The sequence below is a fragment of the Micromonospora fluostatini genome, from assembly GCF_050410825.1.
Classification (GTDB): domain Bacteria; phylum Actinomycetota; class Actinomycetes; order Mycobacteriales; family Micromonosporaceae; genus Micromonospora; species Micromonospora rosaria.
This window is the reverse complement of record NZ_CP191251.1, coordinates 4,321,329-4,346,691: the sequence shown is the minus strand read 5'-3', so window position 1 is coordinate 4,346,691 and position 25,363 is coordinate 4,321,329. Positions and strand designations below refer to the sequence as shown.

The window sequence follows — 25,363 nt, the reverse complement described above, 5'->3', positions numbered from 1 at the left end:
GCGGGTCAGGACCGGGTGCAGGTGACGCCGTTGAGGGTGAAGCTGGTCGGTGCCGCGTACGCCCCGGACAGCGTCCCCTGGTAGCCGAAGCTGGCGGTGCCGCCCGGGGCGATCGTGGCGTTGTGGCCGACGTTGCGGGCGGTGAGCGTGCTGCCGCTCTGGCTCACCGTGGCGTTCCACGCGCTGGTGACCTGTTGCCCGGCGGGCAGGCTGTGCACCAGGGTCCAGCCGTTGACCGTGGTCGACCCGGTGTTGGTGATCTGCAGGTCGGTGGTGAAGCCGGTGTTCCACGAGCTGGCGGTGTGCTTCACCGCGCAGCCGCCGCTGCCACCCGGCGGCGTGGTCGGCGGGGTGGTGGGCGGCGTGGTGGGGTTGGTGCCGCCGCCGTTGACCGCGGCGGAGAAGTTGGTGACGGCGAGACCTGCGCCGCCCTGCCACGGCTCGAAGCCGGCCTGGATGCTGGTCAGGTACCAGGAGTTGGTGATCGCGCCCCGGTTGCGGGTGTCGTTGATGAAGGCCAGCAGGTTGAGGTTCGCGCTGCTGATCGCCGACGGGGCCAGGTACGAGATGACGTTGTTGGCGCCGTTGCTGCCCCGCCACACCTCCCAGCTCCGGCCGTCGATGGTGGCGGTGCCCACCGGGGAGCCGATCGGCTGGATCGGGCCCTGCCGGTTGAGCCAGATCATGATCTCCATCTGGTTCACCCCGTCCCGTTTCGGGCTCGGGTCGAGCCAGATGTCGTACGAGGCGTTGTAGACCGCGCCGCTGACGTACCGGTAACTGATGGCGCTGGTGGCGCTGCTGATCTGGCTGACCTGGATCGGCAGGTTGGTGCCGGGGGAGCAGTTGGTGTAGTGGCAGCCCACGAAGATCGACGGGTACGCGGTCGGTGCGCCGTTGGTGGGGTTGCTGCCGTTCTGGGTGGTGATCTCGAAGCCCGTTCCGGTGACGTTGATGCACTGCTGGGCGGTGGTGCCCCAACGGTTGTTCTGCACCACGTACCGGTTCTGGATCACGGTCGAGCCGTACTGCTCGCAGATCTGGGTGTCGGCGGACGCGCTGCCACCCAGGGCGACGGCGACGACCGTGCCGGCGGCCAGCAGGCCGGCCGCCAGGACGGCCCGCAGGGTTCGTCTCATGATGCTCCTCGGCTCAGGGCGTTGGGGGCGCCGGACTGCCGTGGGGTACGAGCGGAAGCGCTCCCAGGTTCAACCGATACATTCACATGTATAAAACGCTCCCGCAACTGGATCGTCGCAGGTCCGCCCACGCGGACCGGGTCGGACCTGGCGTGATGGTCATGACCTGGGGGGAGGTGGATCGACGCGGGTGAGGGTGGGGTCGACTCGCGGGTCGAACGACCCTGGCGTGCCACGATTGCACCGAGTAGTGTCTTGCCTCCAACGCGTCCCGCACCCCCTCGGAGGCGTACAGCACGATGGGTGGTTCCTCCCTGCGTGTCCTCGTCGTCGGCGCGGGCATCGCTGGCCTCGCCGTCGCGCGGGCACTGCGGATGGTCGGTCTGCGGCCCGACGTCACCGAGAAGCAGCCCCCGAGTGAGCTTGCCGAGACCGGCCTGTACCTGCCCGGCAACGCCGCCCGCGCGCTGCGGCGTCTCGGCCTCGACGGGCCGGTGCGCCCCCTCGGCCAGCTCATCCACCGGCAGCGGTTCCTCGACGCGGCCGGGGACCCGCTCTGCGAGGTGGACCTCGGCGCCCTCTGGGGCGGGGTCGGCGAGTGCCGCGCCCTGCCCCGCGCCGAACTGCACCGGGTGCTGCTCACCGGGGCCGGCGGGGCGGTCCGGCACGGTGCCGAGGTGCGCACCGTCGACCTGCTGCCCGGTGGGGTCGGGGTCACCTTCGTCGACGGCACCACCGGGGAGTACGACCTGCTCATCGGTGCCGACGGGCCGCGCTCCTCGGTGCGTACCCTCGCCGCGCTCGGCGGCCCGCCCCGCCCCGCCGGCCAGGTCGTCTACCGTGCGGTGCTCCGGGGTGGCCCCCGGGTCACCGAGTGGACCGCCCTGCTCGGCCAGCGGGCCAGCTTCCTGACCATCCCGATCGGCGGCGGGCGACTGTACTGCTACGCCGACGAGGCCGGCACCGACGTGCCCGCCGACCCCCGGGCGCGGCTGCGGGAACTCTTCGGCGGGTACGGCGGGCCGGTGCCCCGGGTGCTGGACGCGCTGACCGACGTCGAGGTGCGCGCCGAACGCACCGACGAGGTCGAGCTGGGCCGCTGGTACCGGGGCCGGGTGCTGCTGGTCGGCGACGCCGCGCACGCCACCGCCCCGACCCTGGCCCAGGGGGCGGCGATGGCGCTGGAGGACGCCGTGGTGCTGGCCGACGCGCTGACCGCGGCCGACACCGTCGAGGCGGCCCTGGCGGCGTACGAGAGCCGACGCCGGCCGCGTACCCGGTGGGTGCGGGACCGGACCCGGGACCGCAACCGGACCCGCGACGTGCCGCCGGCGCTGCGCGACCCCCTGCTGCGTGGGCGGGGTGGACGCATCTTCGGTGAGCACTACCGGCTCCTGGTGGACCCGCTGTGATCGACCGGTCGGCATGGGGTGTCACCCCGGCGCACCCCCGAACCGGGTTCCGACCTGCCGGGGACTATCCTCCTTGCGGATGACGGCTCGCAGATCACCAGCGCGGAGCCGAGCGGGACAACCGAGAACCGGAGGCCATTCGTGACCACCGTCGCACCGAAGCCGGTCGTGACCCGGCCCTGGCCGGTCCGAGAACCGGTCAAGGGGTCGGCCTTCGCGCGGTTGCTGCGCACCACGGACGCGAAGCAGATCGGGATCATGTACATGATCACGGCGTTCGTGTTCTTCATGATCGGTGGCCTGATGGCCCTGATCATGCGGGCCGAGCTGGCCGTGCCCGGGATGCAGTTCCTCTCCCCGGAGCAGTACAACCAGCTCTTCACGATGCACGGCACGATCATGTTGCTGTTCTTCGCGACGCCGATCGTGTTCGCCTTCGCGAACTACATCGTGCCGATCCAGGTGGGCGCGCCGGACGTGTCGTTCCCCCGGCTGAACAGCTTCGCCTACTGGCTGTACCTCTTCGGCGGCACGATCGCCATGGGTGGCTTCTTCACCCCCGGCGGCGCCGCCGACTTCGGCTGGTTCGCGTACGCGCCGCTGAGCAGCGTCGAGCACTCGCCGGGTGTCGGCGCCAACATGTGGATCGTCGGTCTGGCCATCTCGGGTCTGGGCACGATCCTCGGCGCGGTCAACATGATCACCACGATCCTGACCCTGCGCGCGCCCGGCATGACGATGTTCCGGATGCCGATCTTCACCTGGAACATCCTGGTCACCAGCCTCCTGGTGATCCTGGTCTTCCCGCTGCTGGCCGCCGCGCTCTTCGCGCTCGCCGCCGACCGCATCCTCGGCGCCCACATCTACGCCCCGGAGACCGGCGGGCCGCTGCTCTGGCAGCACCTGTTCTGGTTCTTCGGCCACCCCGAGGTGTACATCGTCGCGCTGCCGTTCTTCGGCATCATCAGCGAGATCATCCCGGTCTTCTCCCGCAAGCCGATCTTCGGCTACAAGGGTCTGGTCGCCGCGACCATCGCCATCGCCGCCCTGTCGATGAGCGTCTGGGCGCACCACATGTTCGCCACCGGCCAGGTGCTGCTGCCGTTCTTCAGCTTCCTGAGCTTCCTGATCGCGGTCCCGACCGGTATGAAGTTCTTCAACTGGATCGGCACCATGTGGCGTGGCCAGATCAGTTTCGAGACGCCCATGCTCTGGGCGATCGGCTTCCTGGTCACCTTCCTCTTCGGTGGTCTGACCGGTGTGCTGCTGGCCAGCCCGCCGCTGGACTTCCACGTCTCGGACTCGTACTTCGTCGTCGCGCACTTCCACTACGTGCTCTTCGGCACCATCGTGTTCGCCGTCTTCGCCGGTATCTACTTCTGGTTCCCGAAGATGTTCGGCCGGATGCTCGACGAGCGCCTCGGCAAGGTGCACTTCTGGCTCACCATGGTCGGTTTCCACACCACCTTCCTGGTGCAGCACTGGCTCGGCAACGAGGGCATGCCCCGCCGGTACGTCGACTACCAGGACATCGACGGCTGGACCACGCTGAACATGATCTCCACGGTCGGCGCGTTCATCACCGGCGTCTCCACACTGCCGTTCATCTACAACTGCTGGAAGTCGTACAAGGCCGGCCCGGTGGTCGAGGTCGAGGACCCGTGGGGCCACGGCAACTCGCTGGAGTGGGTGACCAGCTCGCCGCCGCCGCTGCGCAACTTCGACCGGATGCCCCGGATCCGCTCCGAGCGGCCGGCGTTCGACTACAAGTTCCCGGAGCTGGCCGCCGGTGGCCAGTCCCTGGCCGGCCCGCCCGAGGGTGGTGCCAAGCCGCTGACCCGCGAGGCGAACGGCGGGGCCAGCTACCAGGAGGACACCGAGACCACGATCGACCGCTGAGCGGTCCGACCCGCGCGTCCGACGGGCGCCGTACCCACACCGGGTACGGCGCCCGTCGCCGTTCGCCCGGTGCGCGGCGTCGAGGGGTCGGGTACCGGTGGGCTCAGCCGGTCAGGCCCAGGCTGACCAGCGCCGCGCCCCGGTACAGCACCAGCGGTTCGCCGGTGCCGTCCAGCCGGACCAGCACGATCTCGCTGTCCGGGCCGAAGGCGGTGGCCGGTCCCTGCGGTCGCAACGACACCAGCAGGTGTGCCCCGTCGGGGGTGGGCAGCAGGTGGGAGAGCACCTGGTCGGGGCCGGCCCCGGTCGACAGGCCGGTACGCCGGCCGTCCGCCGCACCCACCAGCAGCCGGTCCGCGCGGGTGTCGTCGCCGTCGGTCAGCCGGTAGAGCAGCCGGCCGTCGGGCAGCGCCAGGTGCGGCCGGGCCCCGGCCGGGGCGGTCACGGCCCGACCGTCCGCGTCCAGGCTCACCAGCTCACCGCCGGGCGCGAAGGTGATCGCCCCGTCGGCCACGCGGGCGGCGGCGGCCCCGGCCGGCCCGGGTGCGGTCGTCAGCCGGCCGGTGGCGAGGTCGACGGTCCACAGCCGGACCGGCCGGACCTGCCGGGCCGCCTCCCGCTCGTCCGTGCCGACCAGCTCGGCCAGCAGCGCGTGCTCGTCGGTGACGGCGGCGACCACCGTGCCGCGCGGGCCCTGCGCCCCGGTACCGGGCGGGCCCTCCGCCCCGGTCGCCGGGCGCGGGTCGCCGTCGGCCAGGTCCAGCACCACGATCCGGTACCCCTGGCTCGGCACGACGGCCACCGCCCGGGTGCCGTCCGGGGTGAACGCGACGGTGCCGACCGGGGCGAGCAGGTCCCGGACCGTACCGTCGACACCCACCAGGCTCACCCGGCGCTGCCGGTCGACGACGCGCACGTGCGCGTAGCCGGCCGGGCCGACCGCCCCGCTCGGGGTGCCCCGCGCCACCTGCGCGTCCACCGGGGTCGTCGTGCCGGTCATGGTGTCGGCCACCACCAGCCGGCGGGTGTCGGCCTCGGCGACGAACAGGTGCCGGCCGTCCGGGGTGGCGCCGATCGGCGTGCCGGGGACGGTGACACCGGGGCTCGGTACCCCGGTGGCCAGGTCGACGCCGCCCCACCGTCCGCTCGGGTGGTCCGACCAGAGCAGGCCGCCGGTGTCCCCGGGGTGGCAGCGGGCCTCCACGGCCGGCTGCCGGACCTGCCCGTCCTCGCGGACCACCAGGCACCGGCTGCCGGTGACCGCCAGGCCGGGCGCGACAGCGGTGACCGAGTCGACCGCGCTGTGCTCGGGCAGCACGGTGTCCCGCACCCGGCCGGCGACGAGGAACGCGTCCCGGGGGTCGCCGGCCAGCCCCCGTGCCACGGTGGGGGCCAGCGGGTCCCCGAGGCCCACCCGGACGTGCCCACGCACCGGTGGAACGGCGGCCGGGTCGTCGCCGAACCGCTCGACCGGGTACAGCCCCCGCCGGTCCGAGCGTCGTTCGTCGGGCACCCCGGCGAGCAGGACCGCCGGGCCCAGCCCGGTGACCCCGGCCGGCACCTCGTTCACCCGGACCGGCCCCCGCTCCTGCGCGGGGGTCGAACAGGCGACCAGCCCGCCCGCCGCGACCACCAGGACCGTCACCACCGCGCGTCGGTATGCCATGGGGACATCGTGCCGGCAGCCGGCAACCCGAACCGCCGCCGGAGCAGGTCAGGAACGCTGCTGCAAGGGCCGCCGCCCGCCGGACCCACCGGGGCCGGGCCGGCGGTGCGCAGCGCCGGGCGGGGGGCGCGGCGGAGCGGCGGCCGGTGGGTGGTGGTGGAGCGGCGGTCAGTGGGCGGTGCCGGCGGTGGCGAGCTTCTCGACGTCCGTGCGCCCCGCCGGTGGCGCCGCCCGGCGGCGGCGCAGCTCCACCGGGAGGACGACGAGGGCGACCAGCAGGCCGAGCGCCCCGGTGACCACGAAACCCCAGACCGGGGCGCTGCGGTCCATGACCGCCCCGGCCAGCGGGGCGCCCACCGCCATGCCGATGGTGACCGCCGAGCCGTGCAGACCCATCGCCACCCCGCGTACCTCGGCCGGGGCCAGGGTGCTGACCAGGTCGGCGGTGGCCGCCAGGGTCGGTGCGCAGAGCATCCCCGCCGGGATCAGGGCCAGGCAGAGCAGCCACCAGTAGCCGCCGCCGAGGCCGACCGGAATGGTGCAGACGCTCAGCGCGGCCAGCAGCACCAGCGGGGACAGCGGCCGGCTGACCGCCCCGTACGCGAAGCCGCCGACCAGCGAGGAGACCGCCCAGGCGGCGAGGACGACGCCGGTCCAGCCGACCGCGCCGTTCTCCCGCAGCACGGCCACCACGGCGACGTCGGTGCCGGCCAGGACCACGGTGGCGGCGGCGCCTCCCGCCAGGACGGCGAGCAGTTGGGGGGTGAGCCACGTCCGGCGGGGCAGGCGCCGGGCCGGCGTGGTGGCCTCGCTGGCGCTGCGGGTCGGCGGGTTCAGCAGCCAGAGGGTGGCCCCGGAGAGCACGATCCCCGCACCGACCGCCCAGAGCGTGGCGCGGGCCGAGACCGCGGTGGCCGCGGCCACCGCCACCGCCGGGCCGATCATGAAGGACAGCTCGGTCGACATCGAGTCCAGCGCGTACGCCGGCCGGCGGCGCTCCGCCGGCACCAGCGCGGCGATCGACTGGCGGATCACCGAGAAGGCCGGCAGCGCCAGCAGGCCGGCGAGGAACGCGGCCGGCAGCAGCAACGGGTACGACAGGGCCGGCGCGGCGGCCCAGAACACCGCCTCGGCGACCGTGGTCAGCGCCAGCACCGGGCGCAGGCCGTGCCGGTCGATCAGGCGGCCCAGCAGGGGGTTGCCCACCGCGGAGCCCACCGTCAGCGCCGCCCCCACCAGCCCCGCCGCGCCGTACCCGCGCCCGAGGTCCAGCACCACGTAGAAGGTCAGCGTGATACCGGCGGCGGTGATCGGCAACCGGGCGAACACCGACACCAGCAGCAACGAGCGGAGACCGGGCAGGGCGAGCGCCTCCCGGTAGGGCTTCAGGTTCACGTGGTCGACCTCCGGGCGACATCCTGGCCCCCGGGTACGACCCGCACCACCGATTTTCCGGTTATGCGCTCCGGATCACGGGGGCGCCGCGCAGCGTCACCCCGGCGCCGTCCATGGCGCGCAGCGCCACGTCGGTGGTGGCCGGCGCGACGGCGGCGGTCAGGTCCAGCAGCACGGTGGTGGCGAACCCCTCCCGGGCCGCGTCCAGGGCGGTGGCCCGGATGCAGTGGTCGGTGGCGATGCCCACCACGTCGACCCGGTCCACGTCGTGCCGGCGCAGCCAGTCGGCCAGGCACTCGCCGTCGGCCGCGTGCCCCTCGAAGCCCGAGTACGCGGCGGCGTGCTCGCCCTTGTGGAAGATCGCCTCCACCCGGCCGGTGTCCAGCTCCGGGTGGAACTCGGAGCCGTCGGTGCCGACCACGCAGTGCCGGGGCCAGGTGTCGATGAAGTTCGGCGGATCGCCGAAGTGGTCGCCCGGGTCGACGTGGTAGTCCTTGGTGGCGACCACGTGGTCCCAGCGGTCCGGCTCGGCGGCGAGCAGCCGGGAGATCCCGGCCGCCACCCCGGCCCCGCCGGTCACCGCGAGGGAACCGCCCTCGCAGAAGTCGTTCTGCACGTCCACGATGATCAACGCGTTGCCCACCGGGTGGCTCCTTTCCTCACCGCCGGGGGTGTCAGCCGGCGGGTACGACGGTGACCGGGACCGCCGGGTCGCCGGCGGAGAGCTTCAGCCCCTCCCAGGGGATGGAGATCAGACACTCTCGCAGGTGCTCGCGGGACTCGTCCAGCGCCGGCAGGTCGGCCGGCTCGCCGCCGGCCACGTACGTCCGTTGCAGCAGCCGGTCGTTGGCCTGCCGGTCCGGCACGCCCTGCGGGACGATGACCTCCTCGGTGGCGGTACCGGTCGGCTTGTGCCGGCGGACCGCGACCTTCCGGCCGCCGATGGTGGCCTTGTGCTCGGAGCGCTTGACCACCGGCCGCCCCTCCACCTCGACCAGCTTGTAGACCAGGCCGGCGGTGGGCGCGCCGGAGCCGGTGACCACGGAGGTGCCCGCGCCGTACATGTCGACCGGCTCGGCGGCGAGGGCGGCGATGGCGTACTCGTCGAGGTCGCCGGAGACGATGATCTTCGTCTCGGTGGCGCCCAGCGAGTCGAGCAGTTCCCGGGACTGGTGGGCGATGACCGCCAGGTCGCCGGAGTCGATCCGGACCGCCCGCAGCTTCGGCCCGGCCACCTCGATCGCGTTGCGGATGCCCTGGCTGATGTCGTACGTGTCGACCAGCAGTGTGGTGTCGCTGCCCAGCGTGGCGACCTGCGAGGCGAAGGCGGCCCGCTCGTCGTCGTGCAGCAGGGTGAAGGCGTGCGCGGCGGTGCCGGCGGTGGGGATGCCGTACCGCTGCCCGGCGGCCAGGTTCGAGGTGAACCGGAACCCGGCCAGGTACGCGGCCCGCGCGGCGGCCACGGCCGCCTCCTCGTGGGCCCGCCGCGACCCCATCTCGATCAGGGCCCGCCCCCGGGCGGCGGTGACCATCCGGGCCGCCGCGGCGGCCACCGCGCAGTCGTAGTTGAGCACCGAGAGCACCAGCGTCTCCAGCACCACGCACTCGGCGAAGCCGCCGGAGACGGTGAGGATCGGCGAACCGGGGAAGAACAGCTCGCCCTCGGCGTACCCGTCGATGTCGCCGGTGAAGCGGTAGTCGGCCAGCCAGGCGGCGGCCGCCTCGTCGACCACCCCGGTCCGGCGGAGGAAGTCGACCTCCTCCTCGGCGAACCGGAAGTCGCGGATCAGCTCGACCAGCCGGGCGGTGCCGGCGACCACCCCGTACCGGCGGCCGGCCGGCAGGCGGCGGCTGAACACCTCGAAGACGCAGCGCCGGTCGGCGGTGCCGTCCCGCAGCGCGGCGCTGACCATGGTCAGCTCGTAGTGGTCGGTCAGCAGCGCGGGACGAAAGGTGCTCACGTGTGCCAGCCTAGAGTTCGTCCGGCGACCGTGTCGGCCCGGCCCGTTGCTGCGGGCTCCGCCACCGGTGCCGGTTCCGCTGGTCAGGTGCCCTGTCGTGGGGTCCGGTAGGGGCCTGTGGTGGGCTCGGTCACCCGGCCGCCGGGTCGCCCGGCCGGGCCGGTCCGGACGGGCCGGGCGGGGGTGGCGGGGACGCGGCGGGCGTTCCGGTTCATCGGTTCGCCGGATCCGGTGGCACGATGGGGGGCATGGCGGCTCCTCAGGTTGCACCAGTCGAGACGCCGGACACCGATGAGGTGCCGGCTGCCGACCGGCCATGGGTGACGATCGTGTGGGACGACCCGGTCAACCTGATGAGCTATGTGACCTGGGTCTTCCAGAAGCTCTTCGGGTACAGCCGGGAGAAGGCCGAGCAGTTGATGCTGGACGTGCACCACAAGGGGCGGGCGGTGGTCTCCAGCGGGGCCCGGGAGCGGATGGAGCACGACGCGTCGCAACTGCACGCGTACGGCCTCTGGGCGACGGTGGAGCGCTCGTGAGCATGTTCCGCCGCCGGGGGGACCGGTACGTGGCGACCTTCGCCGTCGACGAGGTCCGGGTGCTGCGCAAGGTCGCCTCCGAGGTGGTCGGCCTGCTCACCGACGGCTTCGACCACACCGACCCGGTCGTCGGCCGGCTCTTTCCCGAGGTGTACCCGGAGGACGCGGCCGGGACGGCGGAGTTCCGCCGGTACACCGAGGGCGACCTCAAGACCGCGAAGATCGACCAGGCCGGCGCGATCCTCGCCGCCCTGCCCGACGAGGCCGGCGGCGAGGTGCGGCTCGACGCCGAGGCGGCCGAGGCGTGGCTGCGGGCGCTCAACGACGCCCGGCTGGCGATGGGCGTCCGGCTGGAGATCAAGGACGGCACCGACCTGGGCGCGGAACTGGACGTGGCGATGGCCGCCGACCCGAGCTCCTCGCGGGTCTTCCAGCTCTCCGTCTACGCCTACCTCGGCTACCTCCAGGAGTCGTTGCTCAACGCCCTCATCGCGGAGTAAGGAAGGGCCCCCTCTCAACGCTTTCGGTAGAGGAAGGGCCCCCTGTTAACACGCCGCTGTTAAGAAGGGGCCCCTCCTTGCACCGGGGCCTCGCGCCGGGTCCTGCGACCGGGGCCTCGCACCCGGGCCCTGCGACGGGGCCCAGCGGCCGGGTCAGGCGGCGTCGAGGGTGGCGAGTTCCTGGTCGTCGAGGGTCAGGTCGGCCGCCGCGGCGGAGTCCCGGATCGTCTCCGGCCGGCTCGCGCCCGGGATCGGTACGACGACCGGGGCGAGCGCCAACTGCCAGGCGAGGCAGACCTGCTGCGGGCTGACCCCGCGCGCCTCGGCGATCTCGGCGAACGGGCGGAACCGCCCGCCCAGGTCCCCGGCCCGGCCGATGCCGCCCAGCGGCGACCAGGGCAGGAAGGCGATCCCGAGTTCCGCGCAGAGCCGTAGCTCCTTCTCGCTGCTGCGGAACTCCGGGGAGAACTGGTTCTGCACGGAGGCCAGCCGGTCACCGAGGATGTCCCGGGCGGTGCGGATCTGGTCGGGGTCGGCGTTGGAGATGCCGGCCATCCGGATCTTGCCGGCGTCGGCCAGGTCGCGCAGGGCGCCGATCGAGTCGGCCCACGGCACCCGGGGGTCCGGCCGGTGGAACTGGTACAGCCCGATCGCGTCGACGCCGAGCCGGGTCAGCGAGGCGTCGCAGGCGGCCCGCAGGTACCCGGGGGAGCCGTCGAGCCCCCACTCCGACCCACCGGGACGGGTGTGCCCGCCCTTGGTGGCGACCAGGACGCCGGAGGTGTCCCCGCCGTACCCGGCGAGGGCGCGGGCGATCAGCGACTCGTTGTGCCCGAAGTCCGTCGAGTCCAGCGAGTACGCGTCGGCCGTGTCGATCAGGGTGACCCCGGCGTCCAGGGCCGCGTGGATGGTCCGGACGGCGCGGTCGGTGTCGGGGCGACCGCCGACCGACATCGGCATCGCGCCGAGCCCGATCGCGCCGACCCGTACCGCACCGATGCGGCGTTGCTGCATGTGTTCTCCTCCGTCGTTCGTCGGGATGCTCCCGCGTTCGTACCCGTTCACGCCGGGCCGAAAAAACCAGATTGCCTGCCCGGCCGGTGGGAAGGTGACAGCGGCCACGTCGGCCTGCGGCCCGACAGGCGTTAGGCTGGGGCACGTGCTGAGCATCGACCGGTCGATCGTCGACGCGATCGTCGCCCACGCGCGCCGGGACCACCCCGACGAGGCGTGCGGCGTGGTCGCTGGTCCCGTCGGCAGCGACACCCCGACCCGGCACATCCCGATGGACAACGCCGCCCGCTCGATGACCTTCTACGAGTTCGACTCGATGGAGCAGTTGCGGGTCTGGCGGGAGATGGACGACCGGGACGAAGAGCCGGTCGTGATCTACCACTCGCACACCGCCACCGAGGCGTACCCGTCGCGGACGGACATCTCCTTCGCCGGTGAGCCGGGCGCGCACTACTTGCTCGTCTCGACCCGCGAGCCGGACCGTGAGGAGATCCGTTCCTTCCGGATCGTGGACGGCGTGGTGACCGAGGAGCCGGTGCGGGTCCTGGACGCCGCGGTGGACCCGCACGCCGTGCAGTCCTACATGTTCGGGCAGAGCCCGGCGACGGTCGACTACGAGTGTTCCGACCGCTGAGTCCCCAGCGCCGGCCCACCTGTTCCCGTCACCGAGGCACACCCGATCAAGGAGTTACGACATCATGGCCATCGAGGTTCGCATCCCCACCATTCTGCGCAGCTACACCGGCGGCGCGAAGGTCGTCGAGGGCTCCGGGGAGACCCTGGCTGACCTGCTCACCGACCTCGACTCGCGGCACGGCGGGCTGAAGGGCCGGCTGGTCACCGAGACCGGCGCGCTGCACCGGTTCGTCAACGTCTACGTCAACGACGAGGACGTCCGCTTCCTCGGCGCGCTGGACGCCAAGCTCAGCGACGGCGACAGCATCACCATCCTGCCGGCCGTGGCCGGGGGCGCGTTCGGCTTCGCCGCCGCGGCGGCGATCGCCTCGCACGCCGCGTCGGTGGCGGTGGCCGGCTCCGCCGGTCGCTGACGGCGGACCCCCATGGCCAGGTACGACAGCCTGCTGGACGCCTGCGGCGGCACGCCGCTGATCGGGCTGCCCCGGCTCTCCCCGACGGTGCCCGACGGGGCGCCGCCGGTGCGGCTGTGGGCGAAGCTGGAGGACCGCAACCCGACCGGCAGCATCAAGGACCGCACGGCGATGTTCATGGTGCGCGCGGCCGAGGCGGCCGGGCGGCTCCGCCCGGGTGACACCATCCTGGAGCCGACCAGCGGCAACACCGGCATCTCGCTGGCCATGGTGGCGAAACTGCGCGGGTACCGGCTGGTCTGCGTGATGCCGGAGAACGTCTCCGCCGAGCGGGTGCAACTGCTCCGGATGTACGGCGCGGAGATCATCTTCTCGCCGGCGGCCGGCGGCTCGAACCAGGCCGTCGCGGTGGCGAAGCAGATCGCCGCGGAGCACCCCGACTGGGTGATGCTCTTCCAGTACGGCAACGAGGCCAACGCCCGGGCGCACTACGAGACCACCGGCCCGGAGCTGCTGCGGGACCTGCCCACGATCACCCACTTCGTGGCCGGTCTGGGCACCACCGGGACGCTCATGGGCACCGGCCGGTACCTGCGGGAGAAGGTCGAGGCGATCCAGATCGTCGCGGCCGAGCCCCGCTACGGCGAGCTGGTCTACGGCCTGCGCAACATCGACGAGGGGTACGTCCCCGAGCTGTACGACGCCACCGTGCTGTCCCGCCGGTTCTCCGTGGGCACCCGGGACGCGGTGCTGCGTACCCGGCAACTGGTCGAGGTGGAGGGGATCTTCGCCGGCTTCTCCACCGGGGCCATCCTGCACGCGGCGCTGGCCGTGGCGCACGAGGCGGTCCGGGACGGCCGCCGCGCCGACGTGGCCTTCGTGGTCTGCGACGGCGGCTGGAAGTACCTCTCCACCGGGGCGTACGGCGGCACCCTCGCCGACGCCGAGGAGGCCCTGGAGGGTCAGCTCTGGGCCTGACGGTCGCGGCCCGGTCCGGCGGTGAGCCGGGCCGGGCCGATCGCTGTCCGTGATCGGTTCGTGGTGGCACAGTGACACGCGTACGAGCCGACCGACGAGGTTCGTCGGGGATGGTGTCACGTTCGCGACAACTTGCACGAGATGATTCGTGCCCCGCTCACGTGGGCGTAGGCTGCGCAGCGTGGCGTACGCGTCGGTAAAGATCATCGGTGGGAGCGTTGCCGGTGCGGTGACTACGGCGCGTGGTAATGGGACGACCGGATGCGTCTGACCGTCCTGGGCTGCGCGGGAAGCTTCCCCGGTCCCGACTCACCCTGTTCGGCGTACCTGGTCGAGGCCGACGGCTTCCGTCTCCTGGTGGACTTCGGCTCCGGGGCGCTGTCCACCCTCCAGCGGTACGCGGGGCTGCACGCGGTCGACGCCATCCTCCTCACCCACCTGCACTGCGACCACATGCTCGACGCCGCGTCGTACGTCGTGGTGCGCCGGTACGCGCCCGACGGGCCGTACCCGGCCCTGCCGGTGTACGCCCCCTCCGGCGCGCCGGACCGGCTCGCCACCGCGTACGGCCAGGAGGACAGCACCGTCGAGGACGTGTACCAGTTCTACGGCCTGCAACCCGGCACCTTCCCGATCGGCCCGTTCAGCGTCACCGTGGACCGGGTCAACCATCCGATCGAGACGTACGGCGTGCGGCTGGAGCACGAGGAGCGGGTGCTCTGCTACTCCTCCGACACCGCGCCCTGCGACGCGCTGCTGCGACTGGCGCAGGGGGCCGACGTCTTCCTCTGCGAGGCCAGCTACCTCGACGGCGTGGACAACCCGCCGGACCTGCACCTCACCGGCCGGGAGGCGGGCGAGGCGGCGACCAAGGCCGGGGTGGGGCGGCTGCTGCTGACCCACCTGGTGGCGGCGTGGGGCAGCGAGGCGCACACCGTCGAGTCGGCCGCCGCCGCGTACGTCGGCCCGCTCGAGGTGGTCCGCCCCGGCGCCACCTACGACATCTGAGCCCCGGACCCGCGACGCCCCGAGCGCTCGGACCCGGCCACGGGTCGATCACGCCACCACATAGGGTGCAGGGATGGCGCGACCTGACGGGCGGCGGCCCGACCAACTCCGACCGGTGACCCTGACCAGGGGCTGGAGCACCCATCCGGAGGGCTCCGTGCTCGTGGAGTTCGGCGGGACCCGGGTGCTCTGCACGGCCAGCGTCACCGAGGGGGTGCCGCGCTGGCGCAAGGGCTCCGGGCTCGGCTGGGTCACCGCCGAGTACGCGATGCTGCCCCGGGCCACCAACACCCGGTCGGACCGGGAGAGCGTCAAGGGCCGGGTCGGGGGGCGGACCCACGAGATCTCCCGGCTGATCGGGCGGAGCCTGCGGGCCGCCGTCGACCTGAAGGCGCTGGGCGAGAACTCGATCGTGCTCGACTGCGACGTGCTCCAGGCCGACGGGGGTACCCGGACGGCGGCGATCACCGGCGCGTACGTCGCCCTGCACGACGCGGTGAGCTGGCTGGCCGCGCGCAAGGCGTTGACCGGCAAGGTGGAGAAGGTGATGCACCGGTCGGTCGCCGCGGTCAGCGTGGGCGTGATCGCCGGCGAGCCCCGGCTGGACCTCGACTACGACGAGGACGTGGCCGCCGAGGTGGACATGAACGTGGTCTGCACCGGCGCCGGCGAGTTCGTCGAGGTGCAGGGCACCGGTGAGGCCGGGGTCTTCGCCCGGGACCAACTCGACGCGCTGCTCGACCTGGCCGTGGCGGGCTGTGTGGAACTGGCCGAGGCCCAACGAAAGGCGCTCTCCTGATGAACAAGGTCCTGCTCGCCACCCGCAACCGCAAGAAGCTCATCGAGTTGCAGCGGATCCTCGACGGGGCGCTCGGCGCGCACCGGGTCGCCCTGCTCGGCCTGGACGACGTGGAGGACTACCCGGAGCTGCCGGAGAGCGGCCTGACCTTCGGCGAGAACGCGCTGATCAAGGCCCGGGAGGGCTGCCGGCGCACCGGCCTGCCCACGATCGCCGACGACTCGGGGCTGGCGGTCGACGCGCTCAACGGGATGCCGGGGGTGTTCAGCGCCCGGTGGGCCGGCCGGCACGGCGACGACCAGGCCAACCTCCAGCTCGTGCTGGACCAGATCGCCGACCTGCCCGACGAGCACCGGGGCGCCTCGTTCGTCTGCACGGTCGCCCTGGTGCTGCCCGGCGGCAAGGAGCACCTGGTGGACGGCCGCCAGCCGGGCCGGCTGCTGCGCGCCCCACGCGGCGACGGCGGGTTCGGGTACGACCCGATCTTCCTCGGCGAGGGGCAGGACCGGACCAACGCCGAGCTGACCCCGCCGGAGAAGGACGCGATCAGCCATCGGGGCAAGGCGCTGCGCGACCTGGCGAAGCTGGTCGCGAAGGTGCTGCCGCCGGCCGCCGGCTGACGTCCGCCCGGTTCCCCCCGGATCCGCCCCGCCCGGCGGATCCGGGTGGCCCGCCGAGCGCACCGGCCGCGCTCGGCTCTCGCGTATAGTGCCCCCCGGACAGGACGTTGCGGGGAGGAACGACGTGGACAGCTATCGCGGCCGGACACGGCCGTGCGGGTCCCGGCCACCGGCCGTCCGCCGATGAACCAGCCGGCGTCGACCCTGCACGCCGACCCGGAGCCCGGCCGCACCGCGGGCCGCCGGCTGGAGTCGCCGACCTGGTACCTGGTGGTCGCCGCGCTGGCACTGCTGGGCCTGAAGCCCCTGTTCGACATCCCCGGCCCGAAGACCGCCCAGGACAGCATGGACGCCGGGTTCGTGGCGAGCACGCTGGGCGCGCTGCTGATGGTGCTGGCCTTCGGCGGCGTCCTGGTGATGACCCGCCGGCTCCCCGGGAAGCTGACCCCGGCGCTGGTCGCGCTGCTGGTGCTGGGCCTGCTGTCGGTGGCCGACCTGCTGTTGCTGCCCTCGCGTGCCGACTTCGTCGACCAGTTCGCGGCGACCGGCCTGCGGGACATCTTCGGCTCGTACGTGGAGCCGACCCGGGGCACGCTCACCCAGGCCGCCCAGCTCGCCGTCGGGTTCGCGCCGGTGGTGCTGCTGGCGGTGCTGCTCGCCCGCCCGTACTGGTTCTCCGCCGACCGGATCCGCTGGGTGCTGCTGCTCGTGCTGTTCGGGGCCGTGGTGCACGCGGGGATCGCCTGGCTCCAGGTGGCCGGGCTGGTCGACTACACGTTCTTCTTCAAGCTGCCCGGCGGCAACATCGGGCGCGCCTCGGGCGGCTACTTCCACCCGGCCTCGCTGGGCCGGCTGCTGCTGTTCGCGGTCTTCATCCTGTACGCCGCCGGTGACCGGCTCCGGATCCGGCCGGTGCTGCGGTTCGCCCTGATCGCGTTGATGGTCGCCACCGCCGTGGTCTCCACGCACCGGCTGACCATCCTCTGTGTCGGCCTGGTCGTGGTGGCGATGGAGCTGCGCCGGCTGCCCGCGCTGCTGCGCTGGGTCCGGGGGCTGCCGCTGCGGATCGCCGTCCCGGCCGGGCTGGTGCTCGCCGCCGGGGTGGCCGTCCTGCTGGTCGGCTGGGGTTCCTTCCTGTGGGAACGGGCCCGGTTCCTGGTGACCCAGATCGGTTCGCTCGACCTGAACTCCAAGGACTTCATGCGCGGCCGGGGCGAGATCTGGTACGAGATCGCCCAGGCGTGGGGCGGCGCCCCGATCGACGTCTGGCTGACCGGGCTGGGCTACGAGCCGTGGAACACCCACAGCGACCCGATCCGGGTCTTCGTGGTGTGGGGCGTGCTGGGGCTGGTCTGCATGGGCGTCATCCTCGCCGCCCTGTGGCGGACCACGAGCCGGCTCACCACCTTCGACGGGCAGTGGGCGCTGGCCGTCCTCTACTTCACCTCGGCGGTCTTCGCGGTCACCCAGAAGCCCACCGCCTACTCGTACTTCATGTGGTTGTTCCTCTTCTCACACGTGCTGGTCATCGCGGTCCATCCACGCGACGACGCGACGGTGCCCGACGCGGGCGGAACAGGTGGTCGTCCATGAGTCAGCCGATGTTCATCTCCTGGAAGCGGTACCAGCGCCGCTCGGACGTGCTCGCCGAGGCGCTGGGCGCGGAGATGGTGTGGCGCCCGCACCGGGCCACGTCCAAGGTGCTGCGCCCCTCGGACTACCTGGCGCACAGCCGCGACGACCTGGCCCTGATCAGGTCCCGGCGGCCCTCGTACGTGCTCGCCCAGACCCAGCCGCACCTGCCCGGCCTGGCCCCGCTGCTGGCCCGGGTGCCGTACGTGGTGGACGCGCACAACGGGCAGTTCCAGTCCTGGTGGCGGAAGGTGCCCGGCACCGAGCGGGTGCTGCGCGGCGCCCGGCTGGTGCTGACCCACAACCGGCAGGCCGACGAGATCGCCCGCGCGGCCTTCCCCGGGCTGCGCACGCTGGTGGTGCACGACCCGCTGCGGCCGATCCCGCCGGCCGCTCCGCGCGGCTGGGTCTTCGTGGTCGCCACCGCCGCCCCGGACGAGCCGATGGACGTCCTGGTCGACGTGATCGAGTCGATGCCGGACGTCACCTTCGCCACCACCGCCCCGCTGCACAAGCTCCCGGACGGGCTGCGGGAGCGCGCCGCCGCCCTGCCGAACCTGCACGGCCTCGGCTTCCTCGACCTGCCCGACTACGAGGCCGCGGTGGCCGCGTCCCGGGCGGTGGTGGTGCTCACCGACCGGGACGGCTGCCAGCCCAGCGGCGCGTGCGAGGCGTTGAGCGCGCTGCGGCCCCTGGTGCTCTCCCGCACCGGCACCACCGAGGAACTGTTCGGCAGCTTCGCGACGCTGGTCGCCAACGAGCGCGCCGCCCTCGCCGCCGGCATCCGCCAGGCGATCACCGAGGACCGCAGCCTGCCCGGCCGGATCGCGGCGGCGCGGGAGCAGTGGATGTGGCGTACCCGGGAGGAGCTGGCGCAGCTGCGGGCGCACGTGACAACCGGGGCCGCCCGGTGACCCGGCGACCGGCCGCGACCGGGGGCCGGACGGCCGGGGCCGGTCCGGTGCGGCCGGGGGAGGGCCGGGCCGGACGGCCGGTGGACGGCCCGGCATGACCGGTGCCGCGCTGGGCACCGCGCCGGCCCCGGTCCGCCGCCCCGGTGGGGGCCTGACCCGCCGGCTGCGGCAGCTCGGCATGCTGGCGATCAGCCAGGTCGGCCTGACCGTGCTGGCCTTCCTGACCCAGGTGCTGCTCGCCCGGAGCCTGCCGCAGGAGCACTTCGGCGCCTTCATGGCGGTGCTGTCGCTGGTCACCCTGGCCGGGCCGGTGGCGCTCTTCGGCGTCGCCGAGTTCTGGTTGCAGCGGTTCGGGCGGGAGGGGCCCCGGGCGCTGCGCTGGGTGCAGCCCTCGGTGGTGCTGATCCTGGTCTGCTCCGGCCTGCAGGTCGCCGCGATGACGGCCTGGGGCCTGCTGGACCGGGGTGACCCGCTCGTCGGCGACCTGCGCGTCGCACTGGCCCCGGTGATCCTGGCCCAGGCGGCGATGGCGGTGTCGGTCTCCGCCCTGCAACTGCGCGGCGGGTACGGCCAGCTCTCCGTGCTGCAACTCGCCCCGCACGCCGGCCGGGTGCTGGTGGCGGTGCTGACCGGGCTCGCCGGCTGGTCGGCGCTCGCCGCCGGGGCGGGGTACGCCCTGGTGGCGGTGGCGACGGTGGCGCTGAGCGCGGTGGCCATCGCCCCGTTCTGGACCGGCCGGGTGACCCTGGAGGGGCACCGGGGGGCGCCGGTGCGGCCGGGCCGGCCACCCCGGTACAAGCACCTGGTCGGCGGGGCCACCCCGTTCATGCTGGGCAGCCTCTTCTACCTGGTCGGCATCCACCTGGGCGTGGTCGTCTCGGGGGAGTTCCTCAGCGTCCGGGCCGCCGCGCTGCTCGCCGTACCGATGACCCTGCTGACCGCCATCTACGTGCTGCCCCGGGTGGTGTACCAGCAGTACTTCCTGGCGAAGCTGCACCGGTGGTCGCGCTCGGACCGGGACGCCGTGCTGGTCGCGTACAAGGCGGGCACCATCGGCATGATCGGCATGGGGGTGCTGCTCGGCCTGGCCGTCGCCGTCGTCGGCCGGTACGCGATCCCGCTGGTCTTCGGGGCCGAGTACCGCGACTCCGTGCCGGTGATGAGCCTGCTCGCCCTGGCCATCCCGCTGCGCTTCGGCTCGGCCAGCGTGGCGTCCCTGCTGACCAGCGGCGGCCTGCTCCGCCGGAAGGTCTTCTACCAGGGGCTCGGCGCGGTGGTCTACCTGGCCGCGCTGGCCCTGGCCGTCCCCGCCTTCGGGCTGACCGGCGCGGCCCTGGCGACGGTGCTGGCGGAGGCCATGCTGCTCGTCCTGTTCTGGACCTCGGTGCGGCGCAACGTCGTCGCCGGGGCACCGCTGCCGTCGTGGGCGGAGATCCGTCGGCGTCTCACAAAGGAATGACACCATGAGTCGGAATCAGCACGCGGCCCGCAAGCCGTTGGTGGTCGGGTACTACGGGATGCGCAACGTCGGGGACAACGCCTTCTGCGTCATCCTCGACTGGGCGCTGCCCCGGTACTGGGGGGCCGAGGAGCCGGTCTTCGCCGCCCCGCCGATGGTGGACCTGCCGGCGAACCGGGTGGGCATGAGCCAGGGCCTGTTCGAGTCGCTGGACCCGGTCCGCCGGGCCGGGAAGCTGCTGAACAAGGCCAGCCTGCTCGGCGGGGCGTCGATGTTGCTCTTCGGCGGCGGCTCGGTGTTCCGCGACATGGGCCCGTTCAGCGAGAAGAAGGTCTTCGCGGCCTGGTCGCGGGTGTCCCGCCGGCCGATCGCCGCCGTCGGGGTCTCGGTCGGGCCGTTCGTGTCGGCCGGGGCGCAGCAGCGGCTCGCCGAGGTGTTCCAGCACATCGACTACGTCGGGGTGCGGGACGCCGCGTCGGTGGACCGGCTGCGCGACCTCGGGTACCCGGGGATCGCCGTGCCGGCCGGGGACCTGGCCGGGCTGCTGCCCGAGGCGCTCGGCGACGTGGCCCCCGCGCCGGTGCCCCGCACGCCGGGCCGGGCCCGGCTCGGGGTGACCCTGCTCGGCTCGGACACCGACCTGGCCGAGCCGGAGCAGCGGCGGCGCGAGGAGGCGCTGATCGCCGGCATCCGGTCGTTCGTCGACACCGAGCCGGTGGACGTGACGATCCTCGTGTTCAACACCCACCCGACCAAGGGTGACGTCGCGTGCAGCGACCGGCTCCGGGCGGCGCTCCAGGGGCGCTGCGACATCCGTACCGTCACCGCCGACGACGGCGTCCGGGCGATGTGGAGCGAGATGCGGGCCTGCGACATCGGCCTGCACATGCGGATGCACGGCGGGATCTTCGCGTACCTGACCGGGGTGCCGTTCACCCTGGTGCCGTACCACCGCAAGTGCGCGGACTTCCTCACCGAGATCGGGCAGCCGATGGGCCGTCGGCTGCCGGTGCGCCCGGACGACCCGTACGAGGTGCACAAGGTGCTGTCCGGGCTGCTCACCAGCACCGAACGCCCGTTGCTCGACCTCACCGAGTTCGCCCACCGGGCCCGGCTCAACTTCACCCAGGCGCCCTGGGCCCGTCCGGTGGCCTGACCCGGCGGCTCGACCTGGACGGCCCGGCCCGGCGGCGGTCAGCCGAGCGGGCCGAGTTCGCGCTCGACGGCGGCGCGCAGGTCCGGGCCGGCGACCACGTCCCGGGCCGCCGCCACCACCGGGGCGAGGAAGACGTCCGGGCCGGGCTCCCCCGCCACCGGGGCGAGCGCGGCCACGGCGGCCCGCCCGGCCGGCGACGGCACCAGCGGCGCGCGCAACTGCAACCCGCGGACGCCGGCCAGCAGCTCCACCGCGAGCAGGCTGGTCAGGTTCTCCAGCACGGTGCGCAGCTTCCTGGTGGCCGCCCAGCCCATCGAGACGTGGTCCTCCTGCATGCCGCTGGTGGGCAGCGAGTCCACCGAGGCGGGGGCGGCCAGCCGCCGGTTCTCCGCGACGATGCCGGCCGCCGTGTACTGGGCGATCATCAGCCCGGAGTTGACCCCGGCGTCGGGGGAGAGGAACGCCGGGAGGTCCCGGTTGCGGGCCACGTCCAGCAGCCGGTCCACCCGGCGCTCGGCGATCGCGCCCACCTCGGCGGCGGCGATGGCCAGGTAGTCGGCGGCGAAGCCGAGCGGGGCGCCGTGGAAGTTCCCGGTCGACTCGACCCGCCCGTCCGGCAGCACCACCGGGTTGTCCACCACCGAGCGCAGCTCCCGCCCGGCCACCGTCCGGACGAACTCCAGGGTGTCCCGGGCCGCCCCGGCGACCTGCGGCGCGCAGCGCATCGAGTATGCGTCCTGCACCGCGTGCGCCAGGTCGTCGCGGTGCGAGTCCATCACCCGGGAGTCCTGGAGCAGCCGGTGGATGTTCGCCGCCGACACGGCCTGCCCGGGGTGCGGCCGGATGGCGTGCAGCTCGGGCAGGAACGGCCGCTCCGAGCCGAGCATCGCCTCGATCGCCAGGGCGGCGGTCACGTCGGCCATGGTGAACAGGTGCGCGGCGTCGTGCACGGCGAGCAGCAGCATGCCGAGCATCCCGTCGGTGCCGTTGATCAGCGCCAGCCCCTCCTTGGCGGCCAGCTCCACCGGGGCCAGCCCGGCGGCGCGCAGCGCCGGGCCGGCGTCCAGCCGCTCACCGGACGGGCCGAGCACCCACCCCTCGCCGAGCAGCACCAGCGCGCAGTGCGCCAGCGGGGCCAGGTCCCCGGAGGCGCCCAGCGAGCCGTGCTCCGGCACCCACGGGGTGATCCCGTGGTTGAGCAGGTCGACCAGGGCCTCGGCGAGCAGCGGCCGGACCCCGGAGCGGCCCAGCGCCAGCGAGCGCACCCGCAGCAGCATCATCGCCCGGACCACCTCGCGGGGCATCGGCGCACCGACACCGGCGGCGTGCGACCGGATCAGCGCGTGCTGCAACTCGGCCCGACGCTCCGGCGCGACGAAGGTGTTCGCCAGCGCCCCGAAGCCGGTGGAGACCCCGTACACCGGTCGGCCGGCGGCCTCGATGCCGTCCACCACGGCCCGGCTGGCCGCCATCGCCGCCAGGGCGGCCGGGTCGAGGCGCACGGTGGCGTCGCGCCGGGCCACGGCGAGCACGTCGGCGGGGGAGATCCCGGTGGACTGGACGGTCACGGTCTCGGTCACAGCAACACTCCGTCGTGCAGAACCCTGCGGATCAGGGGCACCCCGGGCCGGTAGGCCAGGTGCAGGTGGGAGGGGGCGTCGAGGATCACCAGGTCGGCGCGGGCACCGGGGCGCAGCACCCCGACGTCGTCGCGGCGCAGCGCCCGCGCGCCCCCGGCGGTCGCCGCCCACACCGCCTCCGCCGGGGTCATCCCCATCTCGCGGACGGCAAGCGCCACGCAGAACGGCACCGACGAGGTGTACGACGATCCGGGGTTGCAGTCGGTGGCCAGGGCGACGGTGACGCCCGCGTCGAGCAGCCGCCGGGCGTCCGGGTACGGCGAGCGGGTGGAGAATTCGGCGCCGGGCAGCAGCGTCGCCACCGTGGCGGTGCCCGTCCCGTCCGGGCGGGCGGTGCCGGCGAGCGCGTCGACGTCGGCGTCGTCGAGGTGGGTGCAGTGGTCCACGCTGGCCGCCCCCAGCTCCACCCCGAGCCGGACCCCGGGCCCCGGGCCGAGCTGGTTGGCGTGCACCCGTACGCCCAGCCCGGCGGCCTGCCCGCAGGTGAGGATCGCGCGGGCGTGGTCGGCGTCGAAGGCGCCCCGCTCGCAGAAGACGTCGACCCACCGGGCGTACGGGGCGGCGGCGTGCAGCATCGGGCCGCAGACCAGCCCGACGTAGTCGTCCGGCCGGTCGGCGTACTCGGCGGGGACCACGTGCGCGCCGAGGAAGGTGGTCTCCCGGGTCACCTCCCCGGCGATCCGCAGCGACCGGACCTCGTCGGCGACCGTGAGCCCGTACCCGCTCTTGACCTCCATCGTCGTGGTGCCCTGGCGCAGCGCCTCGGCGCGCAGCCGGTGCGCGGTGGCGCGCAGGTCGTCGTCGGTGGCGGCGCGGGTGGCGGCGACGGTGGTCCGGATGCCGCCCCCGGTGTACGGGCGGCCGGCCATCCGGGCGGCGAACTCGGTGGCCCGGTCCCCGGCGAAGACCAGGTGCGCGTGGCTGTCCACGAACCCGGGCAGCACGGCGGCCCGGCCGGCGTCGATCCGGCGGTCGGCGGCGGGGGCGTCCCGGGTCGGCCCGATCCAGGCCACCCGACCGTCCTCGACCAGCAGCGCCACGTCGCGCCGGAGGCCGAGCGGTCCGCCCGCACCGCTGCCGGCGACGTTGGTGACCAGCTCGCCGATGTCGTCGACCAGCAGGCTGCTCATCCGGTCACCGCCCCGGTCGCGGCGGCCAGTTCGGCGGGCACGTCCACCCGCAGGTGCCGTCCCTCGGCGACCACCGGCCGGCCGTCGACCACCACGTCGGTGACGTCCGCCGCGCCCGCCGCGAAGAACACCCCGACCGGGGGTACGCCGGCGGTCCGGACGCTGTCCAGCCGGACCGTGACCAGGTCGGCGCGCATCCCCACGGCGATCCGGCCGGCGTCGGCCCAGCCCAGCGCGGCGTGCCCGGCGGCGCTCGCCGCGTGCAGCAGCGCGGCCGGCGGGAAGTGACCCCGTCGACGGGTGCGCAACCGCTCGTCCAGTTCCATCGCGCGGGCCTCCTCGAACGGGTCGACGATCGCGTGGCTGTCACTGCCCAGGCTGAGCGGGATGCCCGCGTCGGCCATCCGCCGGGCCGGCCCGATCCCGTCGGCGAGGTCCCGCTCGGTGGTGGGGCAGAGACAGACGCCGGTACCGGACTCGGCGAGCAGGCTCAGGTCGGCGCTGGTCGGGTGGGTGGCGTGCACGGCGGTGGTGGTCGGCCCGAGCACCCCGTGGTCGGCGAGCAGCCGGGTCGGGGTGACCCCGTGTACGGCCCGGCAGGCGTCGTTCTCGGCGGGCTGCTCGGAGAGGTGCACGTGCAGCGGCGCGTCGTGCCGGGCCGCCCAGCCGGCCACCGTGCCGAGCTGGTCGGCCGGGACCGCGCGGACCGAGTGGACGGCCGCCCCGAGCCGCGCGTGCCCGTCCGCCGGGGTGGTGAACGCGCTCACCCGGTCGGCCCAGCGCCGCGCGTCGCCGTCGCCGAACCGGCGTTGCACCCCGTGAAGCGGCGTGCCGTCCACCCCGGCGGTCAGGTAGCACGTGTCCAGCAGGGTGATCCGGATGCCGGCCTGCGCGGCTGCCGCCACCAGCGCGGCCCCCATCGCGTTCGGGTCGGCGTACGGGGTGCCGTCCGGCCCGTGGTGCAGGTAGTGGAACTCCCCGACACAGGTGATCCCGGCCAGCGCCAGCTCGGCGTAGGCGGCCCGGGCCAGCGCCAGGTACGAGTCCGGGTCCAGCCGTCCGGCGACGCCGTACATCTGGTCGCGCCAGGTCCAGAAGTCACCCCGGCCGCCGTGGGTGCGCCCGCGCAGCGCCCGGTGGAAGGCGTGCGAGTGCGCGTTGGCGAGGCCGGGCAGGGTCAGCCCGGTCAGCCGGACCGCGTCGGTGTACACCTCGACACCCGTGCGGGGCGGGGTGCCGGCGGTCAGCGGGGTGACCGCGGTGATCCGGCCCGCCTCGGCCTCGATCAGCACGTCCGGGGTCGGCTCGGCCCGGTCGGGCAACCAGGCGTACTCGGCCAGCCAGCGGGTCGCGGTCATCGTGTCGACCTCCTGTCGAGCTGCCCCACCGATGGGACCACCGCCCACACCGGTGGCGGGAGGAACGCCCGCGCTGATCGTGGGAGCGCCGCCCG

23 protein-coding genes are annotated in these 25,363 nt (G+C 73.8%); 14 read left to right on the top strand and 9 right to left on the bottom strand.

Translation table 11 applies throughout. The features are described 5' to 3' along the window. Positions 1-5: 5 nt before the first annotated feature. Complete coding sequence (locus ACQUFX_RS18965) at positions 6-1,139, bottom strand: GH12 family glycosyl hydrolase domain-containing protein (protein WP_428961673.1); 1,134 nt, start codon at positions 1,137-1,139, stop codon at positions 6-8. A gap of 299 nt (positions 1,140-1,438) precedes the next feature. On the opposite strand from ACQUFX_RS18965, the gene ACQUFX_RS18960 reads away from it, so the two are divergent. Both ACQUFX_RS18960 and ctaD read left to right on the top strand, forming a co-directional pair. Next, positions 1,439-2,551, top strand: a complete 1,113-nt coding sequence (locus ACQUFX_RS18960) for an FAD-dependent monooxygenase (RefSeq protein ID WP_428961672.1) — start codon at positions 1,439-1,441, stop codon at positions 2,549-2,551. Between the two features lie 141 nt (positions 2,552-2,692). Continuing rightward, on the top strand, positions 2,693-4,450 hold the full coding sequence (ctaD, locus tag ACQUFX_RS18955) for an aa3-type cytochrome oxidase subunit I (RefSeq protein WP_428961670.1): 1,758 nt from the start codon (positions 2,693-2,695) through the stop codon (positions 4,448-4,450). 103 nt (positions 4,451-4,553) lie between these two features. On the opposite strand, the gene ACQUFX_RS18950 is transcribed toward ctaD, so the two are convergent. From ACQUFX_RS18950 to ACQUFX_RS18935, 4 genes are all read right to left on the bottom strand, one after another. Continuing rightward, on the bottom strand, positions 4,554-6,116 hold the full coding sequence (locus tag ACQUFX_RS18950; protein ID WP_428961669.1) for a hypothetical protein: 1,563 nt from the start codon (positions 6,114-6,116) through the stop codon (positions 4,554-4,556). Positions 6,117-6,284: 168 nt separating this feature from the next. After that, on the bottom strand, positions 6,285-7,511 hold the full coding sequence (locus ACQUFX_RS18945; protein ID WP_428961668.1) for an MFS transporter: 1,227 nt from the start codon (positions 7,509-7,511) through the stop codon (positions 6,285-6,287). Positions 7,512-7,572: 61 nt separating this feature from the next. Beyond that, complete coding sequence (locus ACQUFX_RS18940; RefSeq protein WP_428961667.1) at positions 7,573-8,154, bottom strand: isochorismatase family protein; 582 nt, start codon at positions 8,152-8,154, stop codon at positions 7,573-7,575. A 31-nt stretch (positions 8,155-8,185) separates the two neighbouring features. Beyond that, complete coding sequence (locus ACQUFX_RS18935) at positions 8,186-9,472, bottom strand: nicotinate phosphoribosyltransferase (protein ID WP_428961666.1); 1,287 nt, start codon at positions 9,470-9,472, stop codon at positions 8,186-8,188. A 248-nt stretch (positions 9,473-9,720) separates the two neighbouring features. Here ACQUFX_RS18935 and clpS point away from each other — a divergent pair, with 248 nt between their 5' ends. Continuing rightward, entirely contained in the window at positions 9,721-10,011 is a 291-nt protein-coding gene (gene clpS / locus ACQUFX_RS18930) for an ATP-dependent Clp protease adapter ClpS (protein WP_067361443.1), read from the top strand. A gap of 2 nt (positions 10,012-10,013) precedes the next feature. After that, on the top strand, positions 10,014-10,511 hold the full coding sequence (locus ACQUFX_RS18925) for a DUF2017 domain-containing protein (protein WP_211271857.1): 498 nt from the start codon (positions 10,014-10,016) through the stop codon (positions 10,509-10,511). Between the two features lie 153 nt (positions 10,512-10,664). Here the strand turns inward: ACQUFX_RS18925 and ACQUFX_RS18920 are convergent, their stop codons facing one another. After that, entirely contained in the window at positions 10,665-11,525 is an 861-nt protein-coding gene (locus ACQUFX_RS18920; protein WP_428961665.1) for an aldo/keto reductase, read from the bottom strand. Positions 11,526-11,670: 145 nt separating this feature from the next. Between ACQUFX_RS18920 and ACQUFX_RS18915 the strand changes: the two genes are divergently transcribed. The 10 genes from ACQUFX_RS18915 (at position 11,671) to ACQUFX_RS18870 (ending at position 21,140) form a co-directional block, all read left to right on the top strand. Next, complete coding sequence (locus ACQUFX_RS18915) at positions 11,671-12,159, top strand: M67 family metallopeptidase (protein WP_067361332.1); 489 nt, start codon at positions 11,671-11,673, stop codon at positions 12,157-12,159. Between the two features lie 64 nt (positions 12,160-12,223). Next, positions 12,224-12,574, top strand: a complete 351-nt coding sequence (locus ACQUFX_RS18910; RefSeq protein WP_067361329.1) for a MoaD family protein — start codon at positions 12,224-12,226, stop codon at positions 12,572-12,574. Positions 12,575-12,586: 12 nt separating this feature from the next. Beyond that, positions 12,587-13,552: a PLP-dependent cysteine synthase family protein gene (locus ACQUFX_RS18905; RefSeq protein WP_067361325.1), complete on the top strand. Its 966-nt coding sequence runs from the start codon at positions 12,587-12,589 to the stop codon at positions 13,550-13,552. A gap of 261 nt (positions 13,553-13,813) precedes the next feature. Next, positions 13,814-14,560 carry an MBL fold metallo-hydrolase gene (locus ACQUFX_RS18900; RefSeq protein ID WP_428961663.1) on the top strand — a complete coding sequence of 249 codons (747 nt, stop codon included), beginning with the start codon at positions 13,814-13,816 and terminating at the stop codon, positions 14,558-14,560. A 73-nt stretch (positions 14,561-14,633) separates the two neighbouring features. After that, positions 14,634-15,359, top strand: coding sequence for a ribonuclease PH (rph, locus tag ACQUFX_RS18895; RefSeq protein ID WP_428961662.1), 726 nt, complete (start codon positions 14,634-14,636; stop codon positions 15,357-15,359). Beyond that, positions 15,359-15,979: an RdgB/HAM1 family non-canonical purine NTP pyrophosphatase gene (gene rdgB, locus ACQUFX_RS18890; protein WP_428961661.1), complete on the top strand. Its 621-nt coding sequence runs from the start codon at positions 15,359-15,361 to the stop codon at positions 15,977-15,979. The genes rph and rdgB overlap by 1 nt, the downstream gene beginning before the upstream one ends. 183 nt (positions 15,980-16,162) lie before the next feature. Next, complete coding sequence (locus ACQUFX_RS18885) at positions 16,163-17,572, top strand: hypothetical protein (protein ID WP_428961660.1); 1,410 nt, start codon at positions 16,163-16,165, stop codon at positions 17,570-17,572. Beyond that, positions 17,569-18,525: a glycosyltransferase family protein gene (locus ACQUFX_RS18880; RefSeq protein ID WP_428961659.1), complete on the top strand. Its 957-nt coding sequence runs from the start codon at positions 17,569-17,571 to the stop codon at positions 18,523-18,525. The genes ACQUFX_RS18885 and ACQUFX_RS18880 overlap by 4 nt, the downstream gene beginning before the upstream one ends. A 94-nt stretch (positions 18,526-18,619) precedes the next feature. Beyond that, positions 18,620-19,984, top strand: coding sequence for a lipopolysaccharide biosynthesis protein (locus tag ACQUFX_RS18875; RefSeq protein WP_428961658.1), 1,365 nt, complete (start codon positions 18,620-18,622; stop codon positions 19,982-19,984). A 4-nt stretch (positions 19,985-19,988) separates the two neighbouring features. Continuing rightward, positions 19,989-21,140: a polysaccharide pyruvyl transferase family protein gene (locus ACQUFX_RS18870; RefSeq protein ID WP_067361307.1), complete on the top strand. Its 1,152-nt coding sequence runs from the start codon at positions 19,989-19,991 to the stop codon at positions 21,138-21,140. A 38-nt stretch (positions 21,141-21,178) separates the two neighbouring features. On the opposite strand, the gene hutH is transcribed toward ACQUFX_RS18870, so the two are convergent. Genes hutH through ACQUFX_RS18855 form a run of 3 tightly spaced genes read right to left on the bottom strand, consistent with a single transcriptional unit; the run spans position 21,179 to position 25,268 of the window. Next, the gene (hutH, locus tag ACQUFX_RS18865; RefSeq protein ID WP_428961657.1) at positions 21,179-22,720 is read right to left on the bottom strand and encodes a histidine ammonia-lyase; all 1,542 of its coding nucleotides are present in this window, start codon (positions 22,718-22,720) and stop codon (positions 21,179-21,181) included. Further along, positions 22,717-23,910: an imidazolonepropionase gene (hutI, locus tag ACQUFX_RS18860; protein ID WP_428961656.1), complete on the bottom strand. Its 1,194-nt coding sequence runs from the start codon at positions 23,908-23,910 to the stop codon at positions 22,717-22,719. The genes hutH and hutI overlap by 4 nt, the downstream gene beginning before the upstream one ends. Beyond that, positions 23,907-25,268, bottom strand: coding sequence for a formimidoylglutamate deiminase (locus tag ACQUFX_RS18855; protein WP_428961655.1), 1,362 nt, complete (start codon positions 25,266-25,268; stop codon positions 23,907-23,909). The genes hutI and ACQUFX_RS18855 overlap by 4 nt, the downstream gene beginning before the upstream one ends. Positions 25,269-25,363 lie beyond the last annotated feature (95 nt).

Excerpts from the sequence above, each read along its gene's own strand:
- ACQUFX_RS18880 (WP_428961659.1), top strand. The coding sequence starts at position 17,569 with ATGAGTCAGCCGATGTTCATCTCCTGGAAGCGGTACCAGCGCCGCTCG.
- rdgB (WP_428961661.1), top strand. The coding sequence starts at position 15,359 with ATGAACAAGGTCCTGCTCGCCACCCGCAACCGCAAGAAGCTCATCGAG.
- ACQUFX_RS18855 (WP_428961655.1), bottom strand. The coding sequence starts at position 25,268 with ATGACCGCGACCCGCTGGCTGGCCGAGTACGCCTGGTTGCCCGACCGG.
- ACQUFX_RS18870 (WP_067361307.1), top strand. The coding sequence starts at position 19,989 with ATGAGTCGGAATCAGCACGCGGCCCGCAAGCCGTTGGTGGTCGGGTAC.
- ACQUFX_RS18920 (WP_428961665.1), bottom strand. The coding sequence starts at position 11,525 with ATGCAGCAACGCCGCATCGGTGCGGTACGGGTCGGCGCGATCGGGCTC.
- ACQUFX_RS18875 (WP_428961658.1), top strand. The coding sequence starts at position 18,620 with ATGACCGGTGCCGCGCTGGGCACCGCGCCGGCCCCGGTCCGCCGCCCC.
- ACQUFX_RS18900 (WP_428961663.1), top strand. The coding sequence starts at position 13,814 with ATGCGTCTGACCGTCCTGGGCTGCGCGGGAAGCTTCCCCGGTCCCGAC.
- hutI (WP_428961656.1), bottom strand. The coding sequence starts at position 23,910 with ATGAGCAGCCTGCTGGTCGACGACATCGGCGAGCTGGTCACCAACGTC.
- ACQUFX_RS18960 (WP_428961672.1), top strand. The coding sequence starts at position 1,439 with ATGGGTGGTTCCTCCCTGCGTGTCCTCGTCGTCGGCGCGGGCATCGCT.
- clpS (WP_067361443.1), top strand. The coding sequence starts at position 9,721 with ATGGCGGCTCCTCAGGTTGCACCAGTCGAGACGCCGGACACCGATGAG.
- ACQUFX_RS18885 (WP_428961660.1), top strand. The coding sequence starts at position 16,163 with ATGAACCAGCCGGCGTCGACCCTGCACGCCGACCCGGAGCCCGGCCGC.
- ACQUFX_RS18950 (WP_428961669.1), bottom strand. The coding sequence starts at position 6,116 with ATGGCATACCGACGCGCGGTGGTGACGGTCCTGGTGGTCGCGGCGGGC.
- ACQUFX_RS18965 (WP_428961673.1), bottom strand. The coding sequence starts at position 1,139 with ATGAGACGAACCCTGCGGGCCGTCCTGGCGGCCGGCCTGCTGGCCGCC.
- ACQUFX_RS18925 (WP_211271857.1), top strand. The coding sequence starts at position 10,014 with ATGTTCCGCCGCCGGGGGGACCGGTACGTGGCGACCTTCGCCGTCGAC.
- ACQUFX_RS18910 (WP_067361329.1), top strand. The coding sequence starts at position 12,224 with ATGGCCATCGAGGTTCGCATCCCCACCATTCTGCGCAGCTACACCGGC.
- ACQUFX_RS18905 (WP_067361325.1), top strand. The coding sequence starts at position 12,587 with ATGGCCAGGTACGACAGCCTGCTGGACGCCTGCGGCGGCACGCCGCTG.
- rph (WP_428961662.1), top strand. The coding sequence starts at position 14,634 with ATGGCGCGACCTGACGGGCGGCGGCCCGACCAACTCCGACCGGTGACC.